This is a genomic window from Bradyrhizobium ferriligni, from assembly GCF_056837965.1.
On sequence record NZ_JBXEJO010000044.1, the window covers coordinates 58,684 to 85,638 of the forward strand.

At 60.5% G+C, this 26,955-nt stretch carries 15 protein-coding genes; 1 reads left to right on the forward strand and 14 read right to left on the reverse strand.

Annotated features, from left to right (window positions below; all coding sequences use genetic code 11):
- Window positions 1–30: 30 nt before the first annotated feature.
- From AC1VNY_RS25305 to AC1VNY_RS25365, 13 genes are all read right to left on the reverse strand, one after another.
- Window positions 31–1,188, reverse strand: coding sequence for a serine hydrolase domain-containing protein (locus tag AC1VNY_RS25305; protein WP_482407206.1), 1,158 nt, complete (start codon window positions 1,186–1,188; stop codon window positions 31–33).
- 166 nt (window positions 1,189–1,354) lie between these two features.
- Window positions 1,355–2,059: a sulfite exporter TauE/SafE family protein gene (locus tag AC1VNY_RS25310; RefSeq protein WP_482407207.1), complete on the reverse strand. Its 705-nt coding sequence runs from the start codon at window positions 2,057–2,059 to the stop codon at window positions 1,355–1,357.
- A gap of 150 nt (window positions 2,060–2,209) precedes the next feature.
- A complete protein-coding gene (locus AC1VNY_RS25315; protein WP_482407208.1) occupies window positions 2,210–3,394 on the reverse strand; it encodes a serine hydrolase domain-containing protein in 1,185 nt (394 codons plus the stop codon).
- Window positions 3,395–3,611: 217 nt separating this feature from the next.
- The gene (locus tag AC1VNY_RS25320) at window positions 3,612–5,123 is read right to left on the reverse strand and encodes a sodium:solute symporter family protein (RefSeq protein ID WP_482407209.1); all 1,512 of its coding nucleotides are present in this window, start codon (window positions 5,121–5,123) and stop codon (window positions 3,612–3,614) included.
- Between the two features lie 35 nt (window positions 5,124–5,158).
- A complete protein-coding gene (locus AC1VNY_RS25325; RefSeq protein ID WP_482407210.1) occupies window positions 5,159–5,392 on the reverse strand; it encodes a hypothetical protein in 234 nt (77 codons plus the stop codon).
- Window positions 5,393–5,500: 108 nt separating this feature from the next.
- Window positions 5,501–6,652, reverse strand: coding sequence for a serine hydrolase domain-containing protein (locus AC1VNY_RS25330; RefSeq protein WP_482407211.1), 1,152 nt, complete (start codon window positions 6,650–6,652; stop codon window positions 5,501–5,503).
- A gap of 869 nt (window positions 6,653–7,521) precedes the next feature.
- Window positions 7,522–9,003, reverse strand: a complete 1,482-nt coding sequence (locus AC1VNY_RS25335) for a hypothetical protein (RefSeq protein WP_482407212.1) — start codon at window positions 9,001–9,003, stop codon at window positions 7,522–7,524.
- A complete protein-coding gene (locus AC1VNY_RS25340; protein ID WP_482407213.1) occupies window positions 9,000–14,018 on the reverse strand; it encodes an AAA domain-containing protein in 5,019 nt (1,672 codons plus the stop codon). Before AC1VNY_RS25340 ends, AC1VNY_RS25335 begins: the two co-directional genes overlap by 4 nt.
- Before the next feature lie 376 nt (window positions 14,019–14,394).
- Window positions 14,395–17,793: a TM0106 family RecB-like putative nuclease gene (locus tag AC1VNY_RS25345; RefSeq protein ID WP_482407214.1), complete on the reverse strand. Its 3,399-nt coding sequence runs from the start codon at window positions 17,791–17,793 to the stop codon at window positions 14,395–14,397.
- Between the two features lie 36 nt (window positions 17,794–17,829).
- Entirely contained in the window at window positions 17,830–20,079 is a 2,250-nt protein-coding gene (locus AC1VNY_RS25350; protein WP_482407215.1) for a DEAD/DEAH box helicase, read from the reverse strand.
- Window positions 20,048–21,379: an ATP-binding protein gene (locus AC1VNY_RS25355; RefSeq protein WP_482407216.1), complete on the reverse strand. Its 1,332-nt coding sequence runs from the start codon at window positions 21,377–21,379 to the stop codon at window positions 20,048–20,050. Before AC1VNY_RS25355 ends, AC1VNY_RS25350 begins: the two co-directional genes overlap by 32 nt.
- Complete coding sequence (locus AC1VNY_RS25360; RefSeq protein ID WP_482407221.1) at window positions 21,376–23,703, reverse strand: tellurite resistance TerB family protein; 2,328 nt, start codon at window positions 23,701–23,703, stop codon at window positions 21,376–21,378. The genes AC1VNY_RS25355 and AC1VNY_RS25360 overlap by 4 nt, the downstream gene beginning before the upstream one ends.
- A 497-nt stretch (window positions 23,704–24,200) precedes the next feature.
- The gene (locus AC1VNY_RS25365; protein ID WP_482407222.1) at window positions 24,201–24,413 is read right to left on the reverse strand and encodes a helix-turn-helix domain-containing protein; all 213 of its coding nucleotides are present in this window, start codon (window positions 24,411–24,413) and stop codon (window positions 24,201–24,203) included.
- Between the two features lie 96 nt (window positions 24,414–24,509).
- On the opposite strand from AC1VNY_RS25365, the gene AC1VNY_RS25370 reads away from it, so the two are divergent.
- Complete coding sequence (locus tag AC1VNY_RS25370) at window positions 24,510–24,920, forward strand: hypothetical protein (protein WP_482407217.1); 411 nt, start codon at window positions 24,510–24,512, stop codon at window positions 24,918–24,920.
- A gap of 55 nt (window positions 24,921–24,975) precedes the next feature.
- Here the strand turns inward: AC1VNY_RS25370 and AC1VNY_RS25375 are convergent, their stop codons facing one another.
- Window positions 24,976–26,358: a serine hydrolase domain-containing protein gene (locus AC1VNY_RS25375; protein WP_482407218.1), complete on the reverse strand. Its 1,383-nt coding sequence runs from the start codon at window positions 26,356–26,358 to the stop codon at window positions 24,976–24,978.
- Window positions 26,359–26,955: the final 597 nt, after the last annotated feature.

Here is a 26,955-nt window from a genome sequence, read left to right on the forward strand (position 1 = left end):
CCCGCCCCGCTTGGGTCGCTCCGACCGGCTTCAGTCGAATTGCCGGGCGATGGCCCGCAGCACCGCCACGTTCTCGAAGTCCTTTTGCGTTTCCTCGCTTTTGGAGGTTCCGTAAGCCGGATTTGCCGACAATTTCACGATCACGACGCCACGGGATGGATCGACGTAGACGTACTGGTTGTAGACGCCGATACCGCTGAACTCGCCGTCGTTCCCATCCGGGATCCACCACTGGTACCCGTACCCCAACGGCATCGCGTGATCGCCCACGATGGGTTGCCCAGCCGCGAGCCGAGGCGACTCGACCTTTGTAGAGGCCGCGACCCATTCGGAGGCGATAATCCTACGATCTCCCCACAGACCATTGTTGCGGTAGAGCTCGCCCAGTTTTGCAAAATCACGCGCGGTCAAGTTGAGGCCCGCATAGGCCATTTCACGGCCCTTGCCGTCGACAAGCCAGTACCCCGGCGACTCCATACCCAGCGGCTCGCACAGCTTTTCCTGCATGTAGTCCGAGATGGAGCGCCCCGTGGACTTGACCAACAACAGGCCCAGCGCTTGGGTATCCGCGGAATTGTATCTGCAGATCATGCCCGGTGTCGCCTCGCGCACCGTCGTTGACAAGAACGCATCCAGCGAGCCTTCCGAACTCATCGCAATGCGCATCTTAAAGATCTCCGACTCTGGATCGTTGTAGTCCTCGTTCCAGCGGGCCCCGGACGACATCTGGAGTACGTCCTTGATGCTGACCCCATCGTAGGCAGACCCGGCAAGGGATGGGACGTAGTTGCTGATCGGATCGGCTATATTGCTTATGAAGCCATCCTGAATCGCGATACCAACAAGGGCGGAAATGAAGCTCTTCGCCACCGACATTGAGATCCACTGAACCTCGCGCCCCCCAGTCAGCCAGTACTGCTCGAAACGAACCACGCCATCCTTCAAGACGAACACCGCCGAGGTATGTGTTTTGTCCAGCAAACCGGCTACGCTCCTGGTCTCTCCCCCAAATCGGTAGCTGTCGGGCAGTTGGATTCTAGGTCCTTCAGGGAAGTCGAACCGACGTTGCGCTGCTTTCATCTCCTTCACCCCCAGGATGTGCTTGATCCGTGCGAAATTCTCGTACTGCGGAATGCCGGTGAAGAGCCCGAGTGCGCCCGTTGATTTTTCGTATGATGTCGACGTCATTTCCCAGATCTCCCGTGAATATCGGCCGCAGAGGGCACGCTGGATCGCACGACTACGGTTGAAGAACCTGAGAGCGGACCATTGTGGCGGCAAACGAAGGGCCGCACGCTTGCGGATCTTATCGCTAGGGAATTGACAATTGACGCCATTCCGCCGTTAGAGGCGCCTAGTTCGTAAAGCACATCTCACTGATGCTTGGTGCTCCCGAAAGGAGAAAACTCGTCAGTGCAATGGCTACCAGCCCGGCTCCGATTGCCTTCGGCAGAATTCGGCGCGCGTTGCCGTGCAATCCAACTCGCTGAACAAGAAGCTGGCCCATCCCGACTGTCAGGAGCGAGGGGGCCGTGGCCAATCCGAAGCCAAGCATGAAGACTCCGCCTGTCGTTGCCGATCCCGTCAACGAGGCGTTCAGGAGCGCTGAATAGACCATCGCGCACGGGGCGCAGCCCCACGCGAAGCCAAGAGAGAGTGGCGACGTAGTCGCAGTCAACCGTCCGGGTACGTTGGCGGCTAGTCTGGCGAACACTCGTTCAGGGCTCATGCCCACCGGTAACCACCCGGCTATCGACGCGCCGTTCCAAATCAACGACGCCGAAGCCGCGGCAAGAAAGGCTGTCCGCAGGCTTGCAAACCTGGCGACGAGCTCAAATCCGCCAACGGCGGCACCGACGATTGCTCCAAATGCCACGTAAACGGCGATCCTGCCGAGATGAGGCGCAAGTATCGTCTGGGCAAGGACAGCGTGAGACGGCGAACGCCTCCTCGCCGATATCGCCAGCGAGTATGCAATCACCCCGCAATTGCTTGCGCAATGGAAGCTGCTGGCTAGACCTAGCAGGAGACCGCTCGCGATGACGAATCCGAGGGTCATGCTGCGTCGGCTCGGGAGCGTCCTGCATGCATAACCGACGAAATGCCGGGAATCGACGGAACAAACCGCCTTGGGCTCAGCTGACCGTCGCCGACTTGCTCCCTCGACGGTTCGCCGCCATGCCGTCCGCCCGGTTCTCGGCGCTGCCCGTTAGCGGCCATTGAGCCGATCTCCGATCGCACGGCAAGCACGAACCCACATGAGATCGTTGGCAACTTCGAATGCGACGGGTTGTGACGAGACACGGACGATCACCATCTCGTCCTCCGGATCGACATAAACGTACTGGCCATGGATGCCGATCGCGCAGAACGCCCGCCGGCGCCGATCGGGGGTGTACCACTTGTTCCTGTAGTTGCCGTCAGGAAAGAGCTTGGTGAATGTGCCGCGTGCCCAGGCGTCGGCATTGCCGTTGTTCTGGATGTCGTCGATCCACCATCGCGGAACGACCTGCTTGCCTGCACTGACCCCGTTGTTGCGCATCATCTCACCGAACCGCGCAAGATCACGGATCGTGCCGCAAAACCCACCGGCCGCTCGCGCGGCGCCACGGGTGTCGACACCGATATACGCGTCCTCTTCAGCGCCGAGCGGCGCCCATATGTACTTGTGAACGAGCTCCGCGAACGGCAATCGGCAGGCGCGCTCGAAGACCCATCCTAGGACGTCCGTATTCGGAGACACGTAGTCGAACGTCTCGCCATGAGGAGAGCCGTTCGGCTGCAAGCTCATCAAATACTGACGAAGATGAGGAGACGGCAGACCGCCCGTCTCGTTCACACTCCATCCCGCCGCCCGACGATATCGGACCACATCGCCGTTGGGCGCGAGGTAGTCCTCGTCGAAGCGAATGCCGACACTCATATCGAGGAGATGGCGAACGCCCGCGGATTCGTAGGCTGTCCCCTTCGCCTCCGGAATGTATTTCCTAATCGGTTCATCCGGATCGATCTTGCCAGCCTCCGTCAAAATGCCCGCCAGGGTACCGGTTATCGATTTGGTGACAGAAAATACGACGTGCTGCATGGTCGGCGCAAAACCATGGCTGTAGAGCTCCCAGACAACCCGCCCACCATGAAGCACGATGAGGCCATCGATTTCGAGAATACCGACAGCAGATCTGAGGGTCGTCATCTCTCCGTCGAGCCCCTTCACTCGAACATCCTCGAGGTTACGGAGCGAAAGTGGCAACGAGGTCGGATCGGACGATCGACGGATGTTCGCCGTGGGGAGTATTTGACGAACATTCCGGAAACCCCACTCGTTGAATGGTTTGGTCATCCAATTTGCAAGCGTGACCTGAGATTCGTCGGGCGCCGGGAATTCGGCCATCATTGAGTGTCGCGCCATTGTGCTTCCGTACTAGTTCATACGCTTCAGATCGCTGGCGATCCCGCGGTCGATATCGACCGCGATCAAGATGACCAGTCACCAAGGTCAACCCGAGCACGCTATGTTGCCAGTTGAGCTCCGGATTGACAGATCGCGCCATTCCGTCAGTGCGGCTCGTGCCCAGAGGCACCAGATCCGTTCTGCCGGTTCGCTTCGCGACCTATTGCCCGCGCTCGATTGCAGGCTCGGCAGCTGCGGCGGGGGTCCTCTTCGAGCCTACGAGTTCGAAGATGTCGTCCAAACGCCTGCTATCTTCCTCCGTCACGGGAATGAGGTACGCGGCACCAACATAGATCAGAAGATTGACGATCAGGGCGACCACTCCGGACGTCAAGCCGAATGCCCAGGGAACGAAATTAGGATGCAAAAGCTCGAGGACCACTGCGATCACGAACCCGCACACCATGCCCGAGATCGCACCGTACTTGTTGCCGCGCCGCCAGAATATCCCGAGGAATAGCGGCACTGCCAACTGGATCACTCCCTGGTATGCAAGAATTGCCAGAGTAAAGAGCCTCGGCAGTTCAAGGCAAGAGATAACCGCAGCCAAGAGGGTCACGATCAGCATGCTCAACTTTGCCCAGAAAAGCATCTGCTTGTGGGTGAGCGTAACATAATTGCCGATGATATCGTTTGCGATCTGCGCCCCTGTCGCCTGAATGCCACCGTCAATGCTTCCCATCGACGCGGCCAGCACAACAACGCCAGCGAACGCCAAAACCCAGATGCCACCTGCCTTCTCGCTGACAATGAAGAACACTTCCTGGGGTGACGCCTGGACCTCCGGAAGGACAGAGCCAAAGAAGGCGAAGATCGTGAGTGCAAGGCAAAAGATATACGCGAGTGGAACACCGATCGCCGCTGACTGCTTAAGGCTCCGAACGCCATCGGCCGTATAGAGGCGCACGAAAACGCTAGGCCAGCACCATCCCCCGAATGCTCCCGTGAAGATCAAAGCGAACAGATAGAGTGGGCCCGTATCGGAGCCGATACTCGGGATTTCGAACATACGCTCTGGCATCTTGTCAAAGCCGGCTCCATGCGTTGCGACAAGCCAGACAATCATGCCGATCAGCAGAGCGCCGCCGCCGACGTAAGCTACGATGCCCTGGAACATATCGGAGATCACGATGCCACGCATACCCATCCGGATCGTCCAGTACTGCCGGACCACCATTACCGCTACTCCGATCATCACGGAGATCGTGAAACTACAGTTTCCAAGCGACAACCGGTGAAAGACGACACCCAACGCCTGAAGTCCAAGGACAAGCCAAGGAAAGCCCGACACAAGGCCAATAATCGCGGTGACGGTGCGAATATGCTTCGAGTTAAAGCGTAGCGCAAAAAGGTCTGGCTGCGTTCGCAAGTCGAACTGGGACCCCCACACCCACACGCGGCGGGCCATGAGATACATCAAGATGACCGTGAGCAGACTATAGAACAGGGCATAGAATCCCAGAACCCCAGCTTGGGCCGAAAGTCCGGCAAACGCCACGAACGTTGCGCCGGGAAACCAGGTGTTGAGAAAGGACATTGCCTGGTAGGAGCCGCCGAACGATCTCCCACCAACCGCGTATTCGCTGAATGATTTATCCGCTATGAACGATCGTTGTAGGATCCAAACCACTATTCCGAAAAAGACGGCGACGGCTCCGAATGTGATCAGCATGGCGCTCGCTCCCTGCCCGCTTGAGGAGATCAGCTTCAGGTGTGTAGTTGTTCATCCAGCAGATAAGCGACGACTAGGCTGGCCGAAATAAACAGGCCAACCGCAACGAAGTAGAAGACGGAGAGCGGAAGGCCCAGAATGTGAGGATTGGAGCCGCTAGCAGCCCAGTAGATTGGCGGGAAGAGCCCTAAGATCATATCAAGGGCGAACCAGACAATGACCGGCGCACTGGTTCCCGACGCAATCCCAACTTTTGTAAGCACGGCCAAGCGACTCCCCCCCTCCAACGATGGTTTGAATAATGAAGACCATGCAATCGCGCCAACCGTGTCGGATGACGCAATTATCGGATGATGATCTTGGGCTTCCGTCGCGAGCTAATCGAATTGCCGAGCGATGGCGCGCAGGCCCTCGATATTCTCGTAGTCTTTGTTCGTTTCTTCGCTCTTCGAAGTCCCATAGGCGGGGTTGGCCGACAGCTTGACGATGACTACGCCTCGCGAAGGGTCGACATAGACATACTGGTTGTAGACCCCGATCCCGCTGAACTCGCCCCGATCCCCGGGAGGAATCCACCATTGATAGCCGTACCCAAGGGGGAAGGCATGATCACCTACGATTGGTTTCCCCGGCGCGAGGTGCGGTGCGTCCGACTTGGTCGAAGCCGCAACCCAGTCCGCACTGACAAGCTGCCGATCGCGCCACGCACCACAATTTCTATAGAGCTCGCCAAATTTCGCGAAGTCGCGGGCCACCATGTTGAGACCCGCAAAAGCCATCTCTCGGCCGGTGCTATCGACAGACCAATAGCTCGGACACTCCATCCCCAGAGGGTCGCACAGCTTCTCGTACATGTAGTCGGAGATCGATCGGCCCGTCGCCGCCACCAGCAGCATGCCAAGCACCTGGGTTTCTGCGGAATTGTATCTGCACACGGTACCCGGCTTTGATTCATTCACCAGAGTCGGCACGAATGCATCGAGCGACCCGCCCGGCTCCATGGCCACACCCAACCGGTAAATCTCTGACGCCGGATCATTGTAGTCTTCATTCCAGCGGGCCCCCGACGACATTTGCAGCGCATCTTTGATGCGCACTCCTTCATAGGCGGAGCCTCGCAGAGACGGCACATACCGGTCGAGCGGGTCCTCCACGCTCTTGATGAACCCCTCACCAACAGCAATACCTACGAGAGCCGAAACGAAGCTCTTTGCGACCGACATCGAAATCCACTGGACGTCCCGCCCACCCGTCAGCCAGTACTTCTCGAACCTGATTGCTCCGTCCTTGAGTACAAGCAGGGACGAGGTATGGGTTTCGGACAAGAGTTTGCCAAGGTCTCGAGTCTCACCCTCAAACGTATAGGATCTCGGCAGCTCGATTCGCGATCCATCATCGAAGGGACGCGGCCTCTTCGAGGCCTTCATCTCGCTCGAGGGAAACATGTCCTTCAGTTTTGCGAAATTCTCGTACTGATGCGCGCCTGTGAAAAGGCCAAGCGATGCCATGCTTGCCGGCTGGTTCCCCATGGGCTCCCTCTCCTTACTGTTGTCAAGGGAAGCCTAGCCATCGCCTTGTTCCGTGGATTGACAGAACGCGCCAAATAATTCGCAAACTTTCACCGCTGATGGACGAAATCGATCCAGCGCGATCCGAAATCGACAATCCGATGCTGCCCAAATGTGACACGCAATCGTCTAACGAATCGCGGCGGCCGATATACATTCACGCTCTGCGTGCGCCGACCGATTTGCCAAGCCCAAACGATCGCGAAATGTGGGACCGGAGTATTCGGTGCGGTAGAGGCCCCGCCGATGCAATTCAGCAAGACCGGGCTGGCGAGGGCCCCGACGGATTCGGGCACGTAGGGCGGTATGAATTGAAGCCCCGTTCGTCGAACCAGAGCTGGATATGGTCTGCCACCTGGTTCGGATCGCCGGCGACGAAGGCGCCGGTGCTCATGTGACCAAGAACGAGGTCACGATAGGTCAGGCGATTCGTGCCCTTCACTCACGACATCACGGCGGGTGAGACGCGTACCATCGGCAAACAGCCGCTGGCCGGCGTCATGGGCCTCTGCGAACATCTATCGCGCTCCCGGTCGGGAATATCGACGCCTGTTGCTGCCGACACCACCGTCAGGTTGCTGCCCTTTCCCATTGTACCAGTGACCCCATAGCGACTTGCCTCGCCGCTGTCGCCTCCAGGCTCCATGACCGTAGTTTGGGATTATGGTGCGCTCGGAGGGCGGACTCATTTGCTGTGATTTCAACAGGTTACGGTGCCGGACAAAGAGTTTTGGTGCATTTCGCGGTCAAAAGTGCCCTTTGGTCCAGCCGCTGTAGAGAGCCCGCGAGGTCAGGTTGGCCCACCGCTCAGTGGCGGCGGCGATCAGCGTTCAGTCCAAGGCCTGCTTTATCATCGATCGCAACTCCGTCGGTGTCATTCCGTTGCCGGCTATCGTGAAAGAGCGGCTGCATTCTTCCAGGATGCTTCGGATCCGCTCGATCACATGGTCATCGAAAGTGATAAGGCCGACGGGCACCGGGAACGCGCGGGCCGCTTCCACCGGAATGTGGATGCAGATCGTAGCCATTAGGCCGGGCACCAGCAGAATTTCGAGCCCAGGTGGAATGGCGACGACGTCATGACCGGAGACGACGAGATCGAACGCTTCTCCGACGTGCTTCGCCGGTCTTCCTGCTACAAACGCTATCGTCCGAGGCAGTCCTTTTTCCTGGTTTTCCGGGTCGGGCAAGGCAAGGCGATCGGAAATTTGATCCAACATCGCCGGCAAAGCTCTCGTGGCGCCCCATACCGTCGTTTGCGGTATCAGCCACAGGCATGAGTTCGGACGTGACTTGCGTAAATCCGAAGCGTTTTTGAGCGCATCGGTTACCTTGCGAAAGTTCGCGTGGGTGAAGAGAGAACCGGCAATCGCGTCCGTGAAGACCGGAGCCGACGAGGTTTCCGCGATTTTCGAGCCGACGCCGCGCTTGAGAAGAAGACTCGGGCTTATTTCGCCACCGCGCGAGAACGAAGCCATGAAGTCGGGCGCCACCTCGCCCAATAGTATCAAGCCGTTGGCGTCCCCTGGGTGGCGGTCCCGCGAAAGACCGTTGAGGAAAGATGCGCAGCCTTCTACGACTTCGCCGCGATCCTCGATCTCGTACCCTACTTTCCAATCGGACAGGTCGGGTTCGATCGCACTCGGTTGACGAAGCGTCGACTTCACGACGACGCGTACGACGTTGCTGAAGCGGTTGCCGGGTTCGACGTGATCGACCGAATAGAGAAATCGCCGCTTCTGTGGATCATTGCGCGTCCTCGAAGAGAATTCTCCGTAGAAGCGACGAAACTTGTCGCGGACGGTGTCCTTGGCGGCTGCCGCACGCACTGTTTCTACCACTTTCAGCTCGGGAAGCCATTGATCAAATCTGCTGAACGACTCCATGACGGCCGGGGCAAAGGAGAGAAGATCGAAGCCAGCCCGGACGATCCGCTGCTCCACCTCGTAGATTACTGGCTCGTCCTCGCCATCCTTGAAAAGACCGCGCCCGATCTCCGAGAGCCAAAGCCGGCCGTCTTCCCTTTGCACGTATCCGGCTTCTACCGCCTCCCTGAGGACGAAGCTTCGCTCGGTTGCGTCGAAACCGAAAAAAAGTTCGAAATCGCTCTCCCTAAATCCATCGGAGGCTCGAAGAAGCCGGAGCAGGAACTCCGCGGTCATCGACACGCGACCCGACTCCGTCACCTTGTGCTTCACCTCGAAAGTCCTGCACGGCAATAGCAGATCGAAGACCGCGACGTCGAACGGCTCGTCGTAGTCGAGCGTCCTGACGCTTCTCGGCAGCGAAAGCCTCGGTTTGCTCGAGTTCACTTTCTCCTCCCGCGGGACGGTTGGCCGCCTTTTGGGTGCTTCGGCCGCGGCGGTGGCGGATTGCCGCTCCACTCGTCGAGCCTCGATACGTCGACCAGGCGCGCGGAGTTCGAAGACAGTTCGCGCGCAAATGCCTGAGCGACGCGATGCATCGGCCCGTCCAGCGGCCATCTCGTGCGCGCTCCGACGATGACCAGACGATCCATCGCCCTGCTCAAGGCGACATTGACGCGATTAGGTCTGATCATGAAGCCTTGGGTGATTGTCCTTTGCATGAATTCTTTCGGACCGCTGTCGTTGTTGCGCACAAGCGAAAGGATGACGATCGGGTTCTGCTTGCCTTGGTAGCTATCCACGGTGCCGACCGTCACGTTCGACTTCATCGCCTCACTAAGCCCGGACAAGCGAAGGCGGTGCCTAATGAGATCCCGCTGGGCGGCGTAAGTGCAGATGATGCCGATCGTCGAACCGGGCGTTCGGTCGAGGTAGGGCCGGAATGCGCGATCGTTGTCCCAAAATTTAACGAGCTTTACGATCGCGTCAGCCTCGACGTTGTTGATCAGGCTAGACCCGCCTTTCGGGTCGGGATCCTGGAAAGACCTCAGGAGGAGATTGTCGGTCGCCACCCAGGTGACCACTCTATCCAGCATCTTAGGCAGGTATTTCGGCGCGACGGCCGGCTCCGTCCGTTCGTGCGTCAATTCATTCCCGTAGAACGAAGTCGACACTATCCGGCCTATCGGAGCAAGCATCCGATGCTGTTGCGTGAGCTTCCGCCCCGCTTCCCTGCCGTATTGCGAGTCGAAGATGCGCTCGAAATCGCTGCGGACGATCTCGCGCTTGGGCAATCCGGTGGCCACGGCGACCTCGGATATCACCTCGGGCCTTTGGTGTGGCTCTAGTTGCGCTTGATCGCCGACCAGTACGATCCACCGGCCCGACTGGATCGGGACGGCCAGTTCACTCGACGTGCAACGCGCAGCCTCGTCCACGACGACCAGATCGAAAGGCGTTTTCCGCAACCCGAGCGACGTGCGACCAAGCCCTACGCAGGTGCCTGCGACGATCTGACGTGTACCCGCCAGAAAGCTTTCGAAGCTTCTTTCCGGAGTCGAGACGGACCCGATCAGGTCGACGACTAGTTTGAAGATCGAAGCGAACCGATCCGCGATGTCAAGGTTGCCAATCTCGTGCTTCGAGGCGACATGCTGGACGAGCGCATCCATGAGCCGTCCTTCGCGCATTGCGGTTTCGATTTCGGGCTCGCCGGCGCCTATTTTCCCTGCCATGCGGAGGACGGTTCGCCGCAATCCTGCCGAACGCTTGTCGTCGCTGCCGTCCTCCGTCGCCTCGACCAACTCGCGGAGCCTGACCCAGACGGGCTGGATCGACTGATAAACGCGCAACAGGTCGTCGGACGCTGCGGTTGTAGTACCGAGGTTGCGGGCGGCGACCCTCATTCGATTCTTCAAGTCCGCCTGAAGCTTCTGCTTGTACCCGATTTCCACCCGCGCGGCGTGGTATGGCAACAGGCGATCGGAGATCGACCCCTCCTGTCCGACCCGCACGATCGCGGGCCGACCATTGGGGCCGAAAAGCGAAAGAACCGCCTCCGCGGCATTGTCGACGGCATCGTTCGATTGGCTGGCCAGCAGGACGTTCCGGGCAAGGTTTCTGGACAGAGCGAAATGCACCAGAGCTGCGATGAACTTGGTCTTGCCGGTCCCCGGCGGTCCCTGAAGGAGACCGACCGGTTGAACGCGGGTGAGGAATTCGAACGCCTTTGCCTGCGTGTCGTTGAATCCGTACTCGCGCTTAACCTCTTCCGCCGTGACAATGCTGTCGAAGACAGTCGGCACCGAACCGCTTCGAGCGTCAAAAGTGTCAATCAGATCGCGCACGATGCTTTGGCCGTTTAAGATCCGCTCGGACGCAGCTTCGCGCCGGGAACGGCTCGTCGTCTCCCAATGACTCAAGAAGCGAAGTTTCGTTTCGTCGGAAATGAGGCCGTCACGCGCGTCCGGAAACCGGCGGTTCGCGTCGATCACAATCGTCGCCCGGCGGGATCTTTCGATGTCGAGGAGACCGATTTCACGCCATATCTGTCGGCGACGGTCGAACCGCTCGACGAAGACCTTGTCCTCTCGATCGAAGTTCAATTCGCCCTGTTCGAGTTCGAACGGGACGACGTGCCGGCCCGTCTCCCGCCGAAAGACGCTCTCGCCCGCAGTCGTTCCCTCGACGGAGAAGTCCTCCTCGGCGGTCAGGAGCGATCGCCAGAGAGCGGGAACGTCGACCTCCGAGGTGGAAGCCTCCGACTCGATTTCCGTGGCGAGCGCGTCTTCCGCCAGGTCGCCGCTCTCGTCACCACCGGCGGATTCTTGCACTTCGGCGCCGTCGGGCTGCTGGCCCTTCGGGGGCGCGTCCGCCTCGACCAACGCGCCGCTACGTGTCCGCCATGCTTCCTGGAACCGGGCGTCGTCCAGGATCTGGCGCAGGTCGTCGAAGTCGTTTCTCGTCGACGAAGCGACGTGCAGCTCGATCTCCAATCGGGCGAATTCGTGCCGCGAATACTTGGCGACCTGCTGCTGCGAGAGGGGCCGCCGCGACGCGGCGACGGGACGTCCGTCCGACGACAGCTTCACCATGATCTCCTCGGACGCGCCGCGTATCATGAAAACCGGGCCGCCTCGTCCGAGTCTCAGACCGAGAACGCCTTCGTCCGACAGAAGTGGGCCCGGCTCAGCGTTCTTGATCGAAATCCGCACGATGGGCTTGGGCGCCGTGACCTCGGGAGTGAGAATCTTTTCGATGCACTCGGATAGCGGCAGCAGCGTCGCATTCGCCGGCGGCCCCTCCCTGCAGTCGCGTATCGCCTTGGCCAAAGCGATTGCGCTCGCTCCTCCGATCTCGCACGACAGGAAGACCTCTTCGGCGATTTTGGTAAGCGCGAAGCGATCTCTGGCGAACCGGTCCCCACCCGACATCGGAGCATAGGCCGAAGAGACGATGTCCCCGTCCGCCTCGGCGGAGAATTCGAGGAAATCGATCAGGACCGGCGTCTTCTCTGGATCGTCGGGGACGAGGATGTTGGCAGGCTTCAAATCTCCATGCGCGAAACCGCTCTCATGGAGATCGACCATCAACCGACAAAGCTTCGCCATCAAAGGAAGCCCGCCTTCGGCGGAAGCGAGAGGCCCGGTTTTGCCGGCCATCGTCTCCTGAAGCGTCGGAAAGTCAACCCATTGGCGCAACACGACGATTGCGTCCGACATCCAAGCGACCTTGCGGATGGGTGCGCACCCGGCCGGAGGCGAGATCCTTAGATAGTCCGCTCGTTCGACGAAATCGAGGATCCGAGGAAGCTCGCTCTGCCGCCCTCCCCACGCCGAGCTCTTCCACATCTTGACAAAGACTGGGGCGCCTTCGTACCGGCTCATCCAGCTTTCAGAGAAGTCGTTAGACGAAATGTCCCGTTCGCTCGGCAATTCAGCCGAGATCTGGCGTTGCGTCTTCCAGACGCGGTACCGCTCCAACCGGGCCAACGTCTGCCCGGCCGGGAGGGCTTCGTTGGCCGCGGCATTGAACGCATCGAGCATCGCGGCTGCGTCGGCGAAACGGTCGCTGCCGGTCCACGAGAGCGATTTCTCGAACCAGGCATGAATCGCCTGAAACGAATTGTCCGGATCGACCGCCTTGCTCCATCTCGGTAGAGCGCCCACCGCTGCGGTCGAAGGGACAGCGTCGAAGACCATCTGGTGGGCTACGAGCCCGGCAAGAAAGCAATCCCTCGACTTGGGATCGGCGGCGTTACCATCCGCTTCGTCGGGTATTCTGGCGGAGGATAGAAACGAATAACGACGCTCGCCGAGCGATTCGACATCGTCGATTCTGGCCGCCAACAAGTGAGACAACCGCACAAGGTTCGGAGGTTCGATCCAGACGCTGTGCGGCCCGATATCAAGGTGTGCCGCATCCTGTTCGTGAATGGCCTTCATTCTCGCCAAGAACTGGCGGACCAGCTCAAGCCTCTCGAGCTTCGCCAGATGCCGGGCGTCCGTCGTGGCGAAGTCCGCTAGTCGCTTTAGCCGTCGCCGCGTCTCGAACACCTCCCAATAGCCGACCCCGCGTTCCCGCTCGTCGACTTTCGGCTGGAGAATCATGGCCCCAATGTTGGGATTGCGATCGTTAAGGTAGGCGATCACCTTGCGCTCGCGACCTGCGATTTCGTTTCGTCCGGTCTCGGTCTGGAAGCGCGTATCCAGTCGCGAGAAGTCCCATCGCCGCAGAAGGCCAGTCGAGGCGCTGACGTTCTCATCTTCGACGTCGAACTCCTGATATGCGACATCTCGGTGCACGAAGCTCGGCCGGTCTGAGAGCGCCCTGTAGGTGCCGTAGCGCCGTTTGCCTGGCCTGAAAGGGCCGTCAACAGCGTTAAAAAGTTTGGCGAAGAACACACGCCAAGGGCTACCCGCCGCCGTCAGGGGATTTCGCCGATCGGCGTGGGGCGACGGTCCTAGACGCGAGGCTCGCGTGTCCGCGGCGACGATGAAGCGCATGAAATCGTCAAGCATGAACGCGCTGGATTTCTCATTGTCCACGATTTCGTCCAGCGATGCGGGCCCGCACTGCACGACGACACCCTGCATGAGTGGGGCCCGTAATTTCGCGCCACCGGCGCCTCGCTGTTCGTTGTACTCCCGCAGAAAGGCTCGAAACGATTCTAGGACCTTGTGCGCGACGAACCTGATTTTCGAGACGGGCGACGGCATGTCGAGGTCGTCGTGGTACCAGCGACCTTCTCCGCAGGTAATGCGGTGCTTCCAGTCCTTCAGGTCGACGAGTAGGACGCGGTCGTCGGTGACCATCACCGCGTCGATCTCGCGATACTGCCCCGGTCCGATAGAGATCTCGAGATTCGTGTAGGCGTACCACTGGTTCGGCAGCAGCCGAAGCTGGCCTAGACCGTGGATTTCGCGCGCATGAACGCCTTGGCCCTGGTTTCTGATGTCCATGACGCACCGCCCCCAAACGGTCAGTAATGCCTACAGCATTCGACGGCGACCAGTAATGCTCCCAATTGCCAATAGCCATCACCCTCTGGTCGAAACCATTTGCCCGGCCCGCACGTTCAGGAGACAGCCGCTTCTTGCTCACTTGGACCGGCATTTTCCGACTTAGGGCAAGAACGACCCGGTCTTCGGCCCGGCCGCCGCGCAGGGCATCCACCTGCTCCCGCCGGACAGCAGACTTCGGCTGTTCGATAGCGGCCGTTTCGGGTTGGAGAAAACGGGAACGCGATCGCCGCCGAAATCGCCGACCCTTGGCCCGCTGACGGACAAGCCTATGGTGGCACAGGTGCCGTCGGACATCAGCGCGCGCGATGGAATATCAATTTATCCGCGTGGACAATTCCAGATATCGGCAGAACGCGTTCGCCAGATGCATTTGCCTCGGCGTCCGGCACTCCGCTTCGAAAAGCCGTGGCGATGCGACGATCACGCAGATGCATTTCGCGCGCGAGATCGCGACATTCAGGCGGTTGGCGCTGTACAGAAACTCCATTCCACGCGGCGCATCCGCGTGGCTCGACGTCGTCATCGAATAGATTACGATCGGCGCTTCGCGCCCCTGGAATTTGTCCACGGTCCCTATTCTGGCACCGGGAAGGCGCTCCTGCAGCTCGAACACCTGGGCATTGTAGGGAGCTATGATCAATATGTCTTCCAGGCGTACGGGCGCTTCAACGCCGGCGCGATTCGTCCACGTCGTCCCGCTCCCCAATACGTGGGCGACGAGGTCGCGAACACAGTCAGCCTCCTCGCGTGACGAGCTCTGGTTGCCATCGTGCTCGACGGCCAAGTAACGCAGTCCGGCTCCCTGAAGCCGACCGCCGGAACGGATTGTCTGATTGTCCAGTCCCGGGCGGGGATATAGACGGTTCTCGTAGAACATCTCCGAATTGAAACGGCAGATCGAAGGATGAAGTCGCCACGTCTCGGGCAGAAAGAGACCACGGTCGGCCGGGACCGTCGCGTGGACGCCGAGGATGTGATCGAGGGAGGAGACATCGATGCCATCCGGATGACTACCTTGGATCGGCTGCTCGAGCTGCCGGGGATCACCAAGGAGAATGATGCTTTTGGCGGACTGGGACACTGCCAGGACGTTCGCAAGCGACATCTGAGCGGCCTCGTCGATGAAAAGAACGTCGACGCTGCTTTCGGCATCGGTCCTCGCCCAGAACCAGGCCGTCGCGCCGCCGACCTTGCAGTCCGAATGCAGGGCGTCGAGAAAGGCCGCGTTGTCGGTCGTGAACCGCAGCGGCGGCCGGTCGTCCTCCTTATCGGAAACCTTCTGGATACATCGGATCGCGAGACCCTGTTCGCGGGCCGCTACGACGACCTCTTCCAGAAGGTTGCAGATCACTTTGTGACTGTTGGCGGTAATGCCGACGGACCGTCCGTCCTTCGCCAGCGCGCAGATCATGCGGGCGCCCGTGTACGTCTTGCCCGCACCAGGCGGCCCCTGCACCGGAAGGACGCTTTGCTCGAGATTGAGCGCGGATCGGACGGCCGCGGCGAGGGTCTCCTCGCCCGCGATCTGAAACACCTGTCCGCGCAGCCGGGGCGCGACGCCCATCAGCAGATCCCGTGCCGCCCTGTGGTCGCCGTCGCCCTCCATCCCGTGGTCCGCCACGTACTCTCCGAGCCGCATCAGGGAATCGGCGAGCACCTGTGTGTCGACGTAGCTGTGAGCGAATACGGCCTCGGGATGCAACGTGGCCGTATCTCCTCGCTTTTTGATATCGATCGTACGCTCTTCGAGCGAAATTTCCACGACGCGCCCGAACTTGTCGCCTCCAATGCTCCTGAGTTCGTCGCCTTCCCGGATGTCGGTATCCTGGAGCGCGAACGCGTATCGATGGACGGGTGCCTTGGCGGTACCACCCTCCCGCTTCCGGAAGGTCAAGTCCGAAAGGCCATCGCGTTCGTGAAGCAGGTCCTCGGCGGACAGATCACGAAGCCGGAAGTATTCCCACCAGACGGCCTTCTTCTCCCGGCCGTGCCAGTCGAGCATGAAGGCGAGGAGCCACCTAGCCTGCTGTTCGGGGCTGCGTTGCAATACGTCGTCGGGCACGCCGAGGGTAAGCCTTGCCACGAGCGCGGCGACCTTCTTTTGCCATTCGTCGAGCTCGGGACTGATCTCGGCAGTCGGGGCCGCCGGCCGTTCGATGGTCGCGCCAGCGGTGACCATGGCCATTCGAACTGTTTCCAACCAGTTTCGCAAACCTTTGGTCGAGACGCAGTCGTCGCGATTGTAGCCCTTAATCGCGATCTTGTCGGCTTCGGGAATGCCCAAAGGATCCGCAAGTTCGAGACGCGCCTGCGTTCGGGCCATCACGGCCCCGACGTCGGTCAACGGCACGCTACGGACGAAGCCGTAGAGCGGCTCGAGCTTCTTGATTGAGTAGCTTTCCACGCTGGCTCTGATCGCGTGGCGTACGACCGAGAAGAGATCGACGAAGATCTCCCCGCGGAGAAGATTGTCGACCTCGTCTTCGCGCGACGCGTAACGACCCATCAAGCGCTTCATCGCCGCAGGCTCGTACGGAGCGAAGTGATAGATGTGCAGGTCCGGATAGTGCTTCAGACGCAGCGTCACGAAGTCGACGAAACGCTCGAAGGCCGCCCTTTCCTCCCGCCTGTCGGAGGCCCAGTCTCCGGTGTATCGCTCTGCCCCGTCCGGATCGGCGTATACGTATCCGAACAGGAACTCGAGGCCGCCGTCGCCGACGAATGGATCTCCCTCGAAGTCGAAGAAGATATCGCCAGGCGACGGCTCCGGAAGACGCGCCAATCCGAAACCCTGCGCAGGTGCGAGCGTCTCGTATAATGTTCTGCCGACCTTGCCCCCCTCGATCTGGATTCTCGCCTGCTCGCGTATCTTTTCGAAGCTTCTCGCGGCGCCACGATCGGGCCTCCATGGCAGCGGCAAAGGCACCGCCGCGAGCTCCGTGGTCGTGCTGACTCCTCGCCGTTCCAGTTCGCCGATTTGGGACTTGCTGATGCCCGCGACCAGCGACATGTGGTCGTCAGCCCTCCGCTTCTCATCGCAATGGACGCGCCAGCGGCACACTTCGCAATGCTCGATAGGTTCCGGGTAGGCGGCGACGGCGTCCTGGCCCGACACGGCCTTCTCGAGGCTGGCCCTGACATGGCGGTAATAAGCCGCGTAGTCGGCGACCCGATGTTCCTCGGGCGTGAAATCCGTTCCCGGCGTGACGACGAAGGCGGATTCCGGCTCGCAACCCTGCATCTCGGACAGGAGATCGGAATAAAGCGATATCTGCAGGATCGTGTTGCCCTTCGTTTCGCGGGACAACTTCGTGTCCGTGACCTGGTACGACCACGCGCCCAGCCGGCTGGGCTTCTCGACGCGGCGGAGAACGTCGGCCCTGCCACTCCACGCGCCGTTTTGCAACGCCGCCTGCACGATGATCGGATCGCCCCGGCCGAGAGCCTCGCGGGTGGCGACGACCGCGGTCGCGTCGACACCCACGCCGTCGATCGAGGTCACGACCGTACCGGTCGAAGTTAGGTGATCGACGTAATCGCGCTCGTGCGAGGCACCTCGCTCCGCCAGCGTTTCGAGCACCGGGTCCCAGATCTTCGGCTTAGCCAGTTCGCCGTTGGCCACCTTGACGTCGAGCGCGGTCAGGTACCGGCAATTCAGGTGTCCGACGAGGTCGCCGGCGCTGAGAAAAAGATTCCCGCCCGTTCGGTACATGTTGTCTCTCCCCCTCGCGGTCGAAAGCTCGGACGGCTACGGGCCGCCGGCCATCGCCGATATGTCCGCTATCTTGCCCCGGTTCTGCTCGGCCCAGAGCGATCGTGCTAATCCTTCCGGGACCTGCTCTCTAAACTTTCCGACCTTGATGTTGGCGACGAATTCCGCGACGCCCTCGGGATCGATTTCCCGCATCTGCGCGAGCTTGTCTAAGATCGGGCGAAGCTCCGCCTGTTTGATCTTGGAGACCGAAACACCTAGTTCGTGAACGCCGGATTTGAGGCCGGCCATCGCCAAGGCCGCACTGAAGACCGCGGTCGCTTGGGATCCTCTCCATAGAAAGACGTGCATGTCCCGGTCTTCCGGCACCAACCATCGATGTTCCAGATCGAGACTTCTGAACATCTCGCGTCCTTCGGACAACAAGACCTTGGCCTTTTCGTCGAGGTAAGGTGGCACGTCGTTCGCGAGATAGACCGATCGCATTTCCGCTACTAGCCTGTCGTGCGCGGGCTCGCCGGTCGAGGGTTCGAAGCGCGGCACGACGCCACCCGGATGAGGCGCGACGACCAGCGTCATCGTCTGTTCGTCCAGGTCCTGGACTACCCACCGCCTCCCGGCGAAGACGACCAAGCCGTCCTTGTGGATGGGATGGGTGATCGGCAACGTTCCTAGAGTTCGCCCGCCGACCGTCAGTCGCCATTCTTCGCCGGAATCGAAGACCGCGAAGAAGCTGCGCGATTGCGCGGTCCTTTCGCCCTCCTGTCCGAGCATCAACGTACCATCATCAGCCTGCTCGACGAAGCGCACGTCGCGGGATCCAAGATGGCGCAGCAGGTTCGCGAAGTCGGCGGGCGCAATCGACGCGAAGGGCCCGGGCCCGCACAGAAGATCGTACAGAGGTTTGGGTCTGATGCCTCCGCGCTCCACGATCACGGAAAGGATCTGATGGATCAACGTTGACGCGATCTCCGGGGACGTGCCGGCTTCCTCGACGAATCCCTGAAGAAGCAGTCTGACGACGGCGACTGACCTGATCGTGTTGGGGCGAAGGCGGTCAAGAACTCCAGACTTCCGGTCGATGTTAGGCTCTCTCAGGTAGATGCGCAGAACCGACGGCGTTCCGCGGCGCCTGCCTGTCCGGCCCAGGCGTTGCCTCAGCGAGGCCAGCGAACGCGGTGCACCTATCTGGGCGACCGACTTCACCGAACCAATGTCGACGCCCAGCTCGAGTGTCGAGGTGCAGACCGCCGTCGTCGGCAGCTTGCCGTCCTTGAGTCGGTCCTCCAGCTCCTCCCGCAAGACCTTCGACAGACTCCCATGGTGAGGGTAGAATTCGTTCGGGACGTTCAGCTTTTCGGATCGCCGCCGCAAACGGTCCGCGGTCGACTCCACGGTCCGCCTCGATCCGCCGAAGATGAGATTGTTCCCGCCCCGCAGCGCCTCGAACAGATGATCCGAAATCCAATCGAGCGCGATCCGATGCGGCAGATCGTTCTCCATCCCGCCCTCGGCTCCCGTCCCTCCCTCGGCGTGATCCGGATCGTTCAGATCGGGCGGCTCGACGTACCCTCTGACCTGGAGCCTCAACTCGGGCGCGTCGGACTTCGCCAGAAGTTCCGCGACGCGATCCGGGTCTACTGGTCGCAGCCAGGCGCGCGCCTGTCCCAAATCGCCGATGGTCGCCGAGAGACCCACCCTTCGCGCGGGGCGGGCCGCCATCGCATCGATGCGCCGGAGCAAGCTCGCGACGTGAAGGCCCCTCGGTCCCTGCAGGAAAGAGTGGAGTTCGTCGACGACGATGAAGTCCGCGGCCGAGAGAAGCCTTTTGGCGTCCGCAGGACGACGGACGAACATCGCTTCGATTGACTCCGGCGTGATGAGCGCTACTCCGTCCGGCTTGCTCATGGCCTTCTTCTTGTCGGCTTGCGGCGCGTCGCCATGCCACTTGACGACCGGGATCTCCATGCTCGCGCACACTTCCTCTAGGCGCCTGAACTGATCGTTGATGAGGGCCTTGAGCGGACTGACGTAGAGAACCGAGAAACCCGAAGCCTTCCGGTCCGCGATCGAAGTCAGGATCGGCAGAAATGCCGCTTCGGTCTTGCCGGCGGCGGTCGTCGCTGCGATCAGGATGTCGCGATCGCCGTCGAGCACCTCCATGATGGTGCGGGCCTGGATCTCACGCAGTTCATCCCAGCCCTGATCGCGGATCCAGCGGCGGATCTTCGGGTGGAGCCTATGATAGGCGGATTCAAGTCCCGATACGGAGGCTGGTGAGCTCATCGCCATCTCCCGCTTGCGGGCCACCCTCCGGGACCATCTCCTCTTGACCGTGGCGGTCGGCCGGGACCTCTACCTGCCCCAGCAGGTCCTGCCACTTGGCGTCGGGATTCTGTTCCAGGATGGACAGCAACTGGACGAACGCCTTGACCGTCGTGCGCGGCGTCCGGAAATAGGCTTCGCCGATCCGGCGGTCGCAGTGATGCATGAACGCGGGCAACGCCTCGTCTGGGACCAGATATTTGGAAGGATCGCCGGCGGCGAAGACGTTTCTGATGTTCGACAACAGGACGAGGAGATCCTCCGGCGTCAGGCTCTGAAGGTTGATGACCGGCCCCGAAAGATCTACCAGGCCTCCGGTCGCGAACTGGTTCTCCGCGAGCCGCGACTGCAACGCTTCGTAGCTGTACAACCCTCTCCTAGAGTCCATCAGGAACTGCGGCGTGCCGCACATCATGAAGCCGATGTTGAACGTGTTGCCCTGCAGCGCGTCGTTGACGATTCGGAGGATCTGCTCGAAATTCAGCTTTCGGGCCTGGGCGCTCTGCAGCTTGTAGATGTTCACCATCTCGTCGAGCATGACGAGAAGCCCGGCATAGCCGGCCACCTTCGTCAGGCACGCGAGGGATTTCAGGGAGTCGTAAACGCTGTCGTCGTCGATGATTGTCCTGACGCCGAGTGCTTTGTTCGCTTCCGTCTTGGTCGAGAATTCGCCGCGCAACCAACGCAGGGCCGCCGTCTTGAGGTCCTCGTTGGAAGCCTCGCTCCCGCGCCAATAGGCCTTCAGGACGGTCGCGAAATCGTAGCCGCCGACGAATTCCTGTATCGGCGCCAATTTGTCGTCGATGACCTTCTCCACGGCGACCTGCCGTTCTCCCGCTTCCTTCACGGCATCCGTCACCAACCGTTCCACGACGGCCGCCAATGCGCCACCTTCCGGCTTCGTCCGCGTCGCCATGTTGCGGACCGCTTCGGAATACAACGCTCTCGCCTGGCCGCCACCGGCATGGATACGCCGGTCTGGTGCGAGATCCGCATGGACGGTGACGCACTTTCGCTCCAGCGCGATCAATCGGATGAGGTTTGCGAAAAAGGTCTTGCCGGCGCCGTAGTCGCCGATCACGAACCTGACGGATGCTCCGCCGTCGGCGATCCGGTCAATGTCGCGCAGCAGCGCTCCGATCTCCGCGGCTCTGCCGACCTGGATGTGCGGAAGACCTATTCGCGGAACGACGCCGGCGCTCAGCGCCTGGATGATCGTATCGCGTTCCTTCGGCTTAATCGCCTTTGGAGCCTTGCTCATGTCGTCGTCTCTCTCAGTTCAGCCAATCGCGGCCGCAGTTGCGGCGCCATAACGATTTCGTCTCCCTCTTCCAAAAGAAGTTCGTCGAAGCGGTCGAAGGACCAGTCGTTTATGCGTTCGAGAGCGCCCTCGGGAAGAAGCTTCATGGCGCGTGCCCGCTTGTCGAATTCGGCTTTCGGTATCGATCCCTTCAATTCGATCAGCTCGAGTAACTCGGTGTGCTGCTGGTCCAGGCCGTCGAAGGATACGCCATTTGCGGCGGCGGCGACCGGTGTCTCGACCGTGGAGGGCGCCGGCTCTTCCTCGAAGATGTTCGCCAGCAGCTCCGAAACCGCTGCCGTCTCGCGCTGCGTTCGGGCGAGACGCGCGACGTCAATTTTAAGGTCTGCGCTGAAATCGGGTTTCGGCGGCGCTTCCTTTGGAATCGGTATTCCGGCCTCGCGCCTTTCGATCGAAATCGCCACAGGCTCATCGATTCTCGGCGCCGCCCGGTGCAGCTCGGAATAGACGCGCTCCTTGGGAAGACCCAAGGCCTTATGGAGCCGCTCGAGGAATTTGACCTCGTCCGGATCGACGCTGCCGCTGCCTCCGACGACGGCAAGCGCGGCGTTGGCGATCGCCTCGCGTTCGGCGTCGCTTCGTTCGGCCAATCGCTTCATCACCCTCGACAGCTTCGGCGGGCTGTTGAAGGTCGTCACGGCGAAAGCGATAAGGCGCGCCCGCTCTATCGCGCTCAGATCTTTTCCGTCCCGGATTCCGGCGATCACGCGCGACATCTCGTCTCCGGACGTTTGGCCGTCCGCCGCCGCGGCGAGGACGGCGACCTCGACCTGGGCCTTCATCGTCCGATAGGCCGGACGCTCGGGATCGACATGCCCGCCGCCGGGAGCGCTGAACAGAAAGACCTGATCGTCCGACTGCGGGACGGCGCTTCCGAACCGACGGTCCGGCTCGATGGCCACATCGACGAGGTCGAGCACTTGGCTCAATTGGTCGGCGAGCACCGGCGATACCTTCCCCTGCTCCTGAATTTCGAAGTTCGCCGCCTGAAGGACCGTGTGCATCTTGGTGCTGGCGCGACCCTGGCCGCCCATCACCTCCGACAGGCGGGCCTTGAACTGGTTCAAAGCCTCGAAGCCGGTCTCTGACAGGAGATCGGACGGCAGCACGAGCGCGGCCTGCACCGAATTCCTCGCGTCCGGTCGCTTTCCCAGCAATCGGCTGAAGCTATCGAGTTCGTCGGTACAATCCTGCACGAGCTGCCTCAATGGTTCGGGAGATTTCGTCGCCTTCGCGACGTCCGGATAATGTCTGTGCGGTCCGTCCACCTGGACCGTGAAAGCGCCGCTCGCCGCTTGGTATTCGACGTCGATATTGCCGGAGGTCTCGACGATGAATCCCTCAGCGAACCTCGCCCGGAAGCGCAGGTGCCACAAGGTGACGAATTCGCCGAAGCATCGGACGGCGGCCGTGCGCAAGTAGACGTCCTGCGAGGCAAGCACCCAGACGAGAGCGTCTTCAGACAGAAGAACTCGCGATTGCGAAAGGCGATGCCCAAGATGCATTCGCACACCAAGGTCCATCTCGGACGAATAAGAACGCTCAGGCGATAATTCGGGGGCCGGGAACGGAATACCTGCCGCGCACCTCGCCACGTCGAGGAAACGTTTCGCGTAGCCTTGAAAGGAATCGCTGTCCGTACGCGCGGCCGCCAGCCGCTCGACTTCGGCGACGAGCTCCGGCGCGCTCGCGAGATCGCGCTCGACGAACAATCGGTGCTCCAACCCGTAGAAGAACAGAAAGACGTGCCCGATGCCGTATGAGGTCGACCGACGTCCGGTAGACATCCAATCGAGAAACGCGCGCCTGGCCGCAGGTGGCACATCGGCGTAGGACGGCCAGTATGGCATCGAAGCACCCGGGACGTCCGGGCGGGATGATTTCGCGGGGAGCTGCGAATTTACGGCGTAGGCGTCGATTTCCCGGCCTTCGAACGCCAAGGACGGTCCGAAGTAGAAGAGGCCCGCGGATATGTCGACGCCTTGAACGGTGATGTTCTCGCCTGGTTTAATCCACTTCGCGGTGCTAGGTCGTTGACGGGGGCCTTTCCCGCCGGATTTCACCGGGGTTGCCCTGTGCACGGCGCCGATCGTCGGCGGGCGGTCGATGGATCCCGCGGCAGAAACTGGAGACGGCTTGCGCGTTCCGAACCTGACAAAAAGGAAAGCGATCGCGAGAACTACGCAGATCGTCCCGACTGCGACCAGATGCTCGACGACGAATTGGTACACCGCCGTCAGGGCGGCGAACAGCGCGCCCAGCACGAGCAAAAGGCCAGTTCCAGTGTTCGATGCGCTTTTACGCCGCCCCATACGCCGTCAGTCCGCTGCCCTGTCGACTTCCGAAAGGCATAGCGTGTGACAACCGCGATGTACAATCGACCATTGTCTGGGTTCGACCCACCAGCGATCGCTCGCGATGCCGCGCCTCGTATCGTTCAAATTGACGCAATCCATTGAATAGTCTAGCCAATTTAAAATTACCGGCTGCAACGGAGAGGGCAACTGCGCGCCGCATTGATGCTGCCTCCGGTCGCTTTTCGGCTCTCAACCTGGAACTTCGAAATCGCTGCGCTGGACCACAAAATGCCGCCGCCCGGCAAATTCGACCTCATGTTCGAAATCGACCCGAGCAAGGGCCTGAAGCCTCGTCATTTCAGAGCCCCGACGCGTTCAAAGGCCTACATTGGGCCCGTTGGGAACAAACGCTGGCCAATCAAGCCTGACAGAGGGGCACGGCGCCTCGGTCGTCTTTGCCGATTTCAGGATTCCACAAATAGTTTAGTGATGGGCACAGAGAGCGCCCGTGCGATTCTCGCCATGACCAACAAACTGGGATTTCGACGGCCCCGCTCAATGCCACCAACGTAAGTCAGATCTATTTGCGCCTCAAAGGCGAGTTCCTCTTGCGTCATGTGCCTCGATTGCCGCAGCCGTCGCACATTTCCCCCTACGATGCTGCACCAATCTTGCATTGCAGGATCGGGCACGATGGGGCATATAGTCTCTAGGGAATATAGTCCATATCGCCTCTTTTTTGCGATATAGACGCGCGCAACTATCGAGACGTTATGAAGCCTCAGGCGTCCGACCTAGAGCCCTTCATTGAAGCACCCGACGCGACCTCGCCCTACGCCGGCGTATACCGGTTTGGGTATCGGTTGGACGGGGCGGTCGTTTCGGCCGTCGATCTGCCAGTGGAGATTGTCGAGAAGCTCTTGCTCTCGAAAACCATGCTGTCGGTACGCATCACGCCATGTGGCGAGATTGTCCCAGGATTATCAACTCCGAATGTTTTTGGTGAACTTGGCCAGGCAGCGGAGATCGTCTCTTCAATTGACGAACTCATGAGAGAAACATTGAGCGCGGAAACGCTACGAATGGAAGAGGCAACCCCGGAAGATCTCGCACTTCTATTCAGCCGGCTCGAACGCGCAATCGCCTTGGTAAGAACCGCCATAGATCGGGTATCAAACTATTGACTTAACCCAGCCTTTAGGGGGCCTTACAGTCGATGGAACGACAGCGGATCGCTGTCTAGGTTGCGTGCGCGCTCGGTTGGTACCGATGCTGTACTTCAGACTTGATCGCGTCTTCAGTCACCAGGTGCTTGCTGCCGATTCTGACTCCCTCGATGTTGCCTGCAGGCCCGCGGACGAGGAGGCAGGCCTCACCGAGATCGCCGAATGCCTGCGCCGACGCAACGATCGCTTCGTCGATACCTGACGGGCTCAGTTCGGTCGCATCCAAGAATGGGGACAGTTGGCCTGGCATCGCAACTAACACCTTGTCTTTGCCAGGCACCAAATCCAACGGACCCCACAGGGTCCACCAGCGGCCACGCCAGTGAGCGGTTGCAGGTCCCGGGACGCCGAGATCGTGGACGGTCTTTAGAATGTGGATCACGCTCTCGAACCAGACGTTCGCGAGACCGTCTATCGCATTGGTAAGGATGCTGATCGCTATATCTTGTTCCGGCAGAACCACTGTGCGCGTCAGCGTTCCTTGGAAGCCACCGGCATGCCCCACCCAACTCCACGGTCCCGGCGGACCGGAAATCGTGCCTAAACCGTAGTAGCGCTCCAGTTGTGAGTGGGCATCGCGCCAGTGGCGCCGGGTCATCTCGCGGCGGCTTGTCGCTGTCAAAATACTCGATTGGGCGCCGGGAGAAAGCTGACCGACAAACAGCGCGAGGTCGCCGGCCGTAGCCGTGAAGCCTGTCGCCGAGACCATATCGTTCGTCAAATTGTCCCCGGGGATGACGAAGCGCCGGCCATAAGGGTGGCGCGTCGAGTGGCCACGTGCGAATGGACGACAGACGATCGGATCGAAGTCGGGTGTCGTCTCGGTGAGGCCGGCTGGGGCGACGACATGATCATAGATCCACCGACCGTATGGCTCATCGGTCACCCTCTCGATGACTTTGCCTAACAGCGCGAAACCGTGATTGGAGTACTTGAACGTGACCCCAGGCGCGAGAGGCTGAGGCGCGGAGAGATCGGCGCGAAACTCCGCCTCACTGAGGAAGGGCCGGCGGTCCGAGAACTGACCGCTGTCAGGCCCGTCGCGGGTCAGGCCCGCGGCATGAGAAAGCAGCTGCGAAATAGTGACGTCGGAGACCTCCGGCGTCAGATTTGCCAGATACTGACCCAGGCGGTCGTCAAGCCGAATTTTGCCGCGCTCGCGCAACAACATGATCCCAGCCGCCGTAAAAGTCTTCGAATGGGAGGCGACGCGAAAGCGATGACGAGAGGTGAGCGGTTCGCGGGTTGCAAGATCGGCGATGCCGCTTGCGTGCTCGAGCAGCACCTGACCTTTGTGAGCGATCGCCAGCGACACACCGGGCTGATCGAATAATTCCCGCTGATAGTCGATCCAAGGGGGGATGTAGTCGATAGCAGAAGAGAGCCAGTCTGACATGGATGCTTAGAACCTATCGGAAGTGAAGCCTTCGGGCCGTTCTGCGACATATTGCAGGCTGGATCGAACGCGCGGTCAAGCCCTCGATTCAAGCCCGCGTCTCATCACCCTATTTCGCTCATCCCTTCAAAGAGCGCCCGCGCCTTAACTCCGAGAAGCTTCGATGTGTGCCAAACAGTAGCGGCCGATCGAAACGGTCCTGAGAACAATTGGACGTGACTTGGAAGCGACCGTTGCGCGGCGGTCTCCGTCGACATGAAAGCATATTTCGAGAAGTTCGCCTGCGCTGCTGCCGGCGAGATTCCGGAATTCTCCGCACGACAAACCCAAACGGAGCACGCAGACGAATTTCACGAAGAGACTACGTCGGTTGAGCACGTGGTGGCGATACGTAGCGCGCCAATGGCGCCAACTCTAGGATGTGCAGACAACCACTTGGCCGCCCTTCGGCGACAGTGCTTTTATCTTGCACTCTTAATCGGTCGTCTGTCGCGCTTCATCTCACCCATTCTGGCTTCCTCTCTTTGCTGTGACAAGGTCCTTGCATCGACGCCACGAAGCGTTGGCGACGCGCGAGAGTCCCGGTGCGCCGTGCAC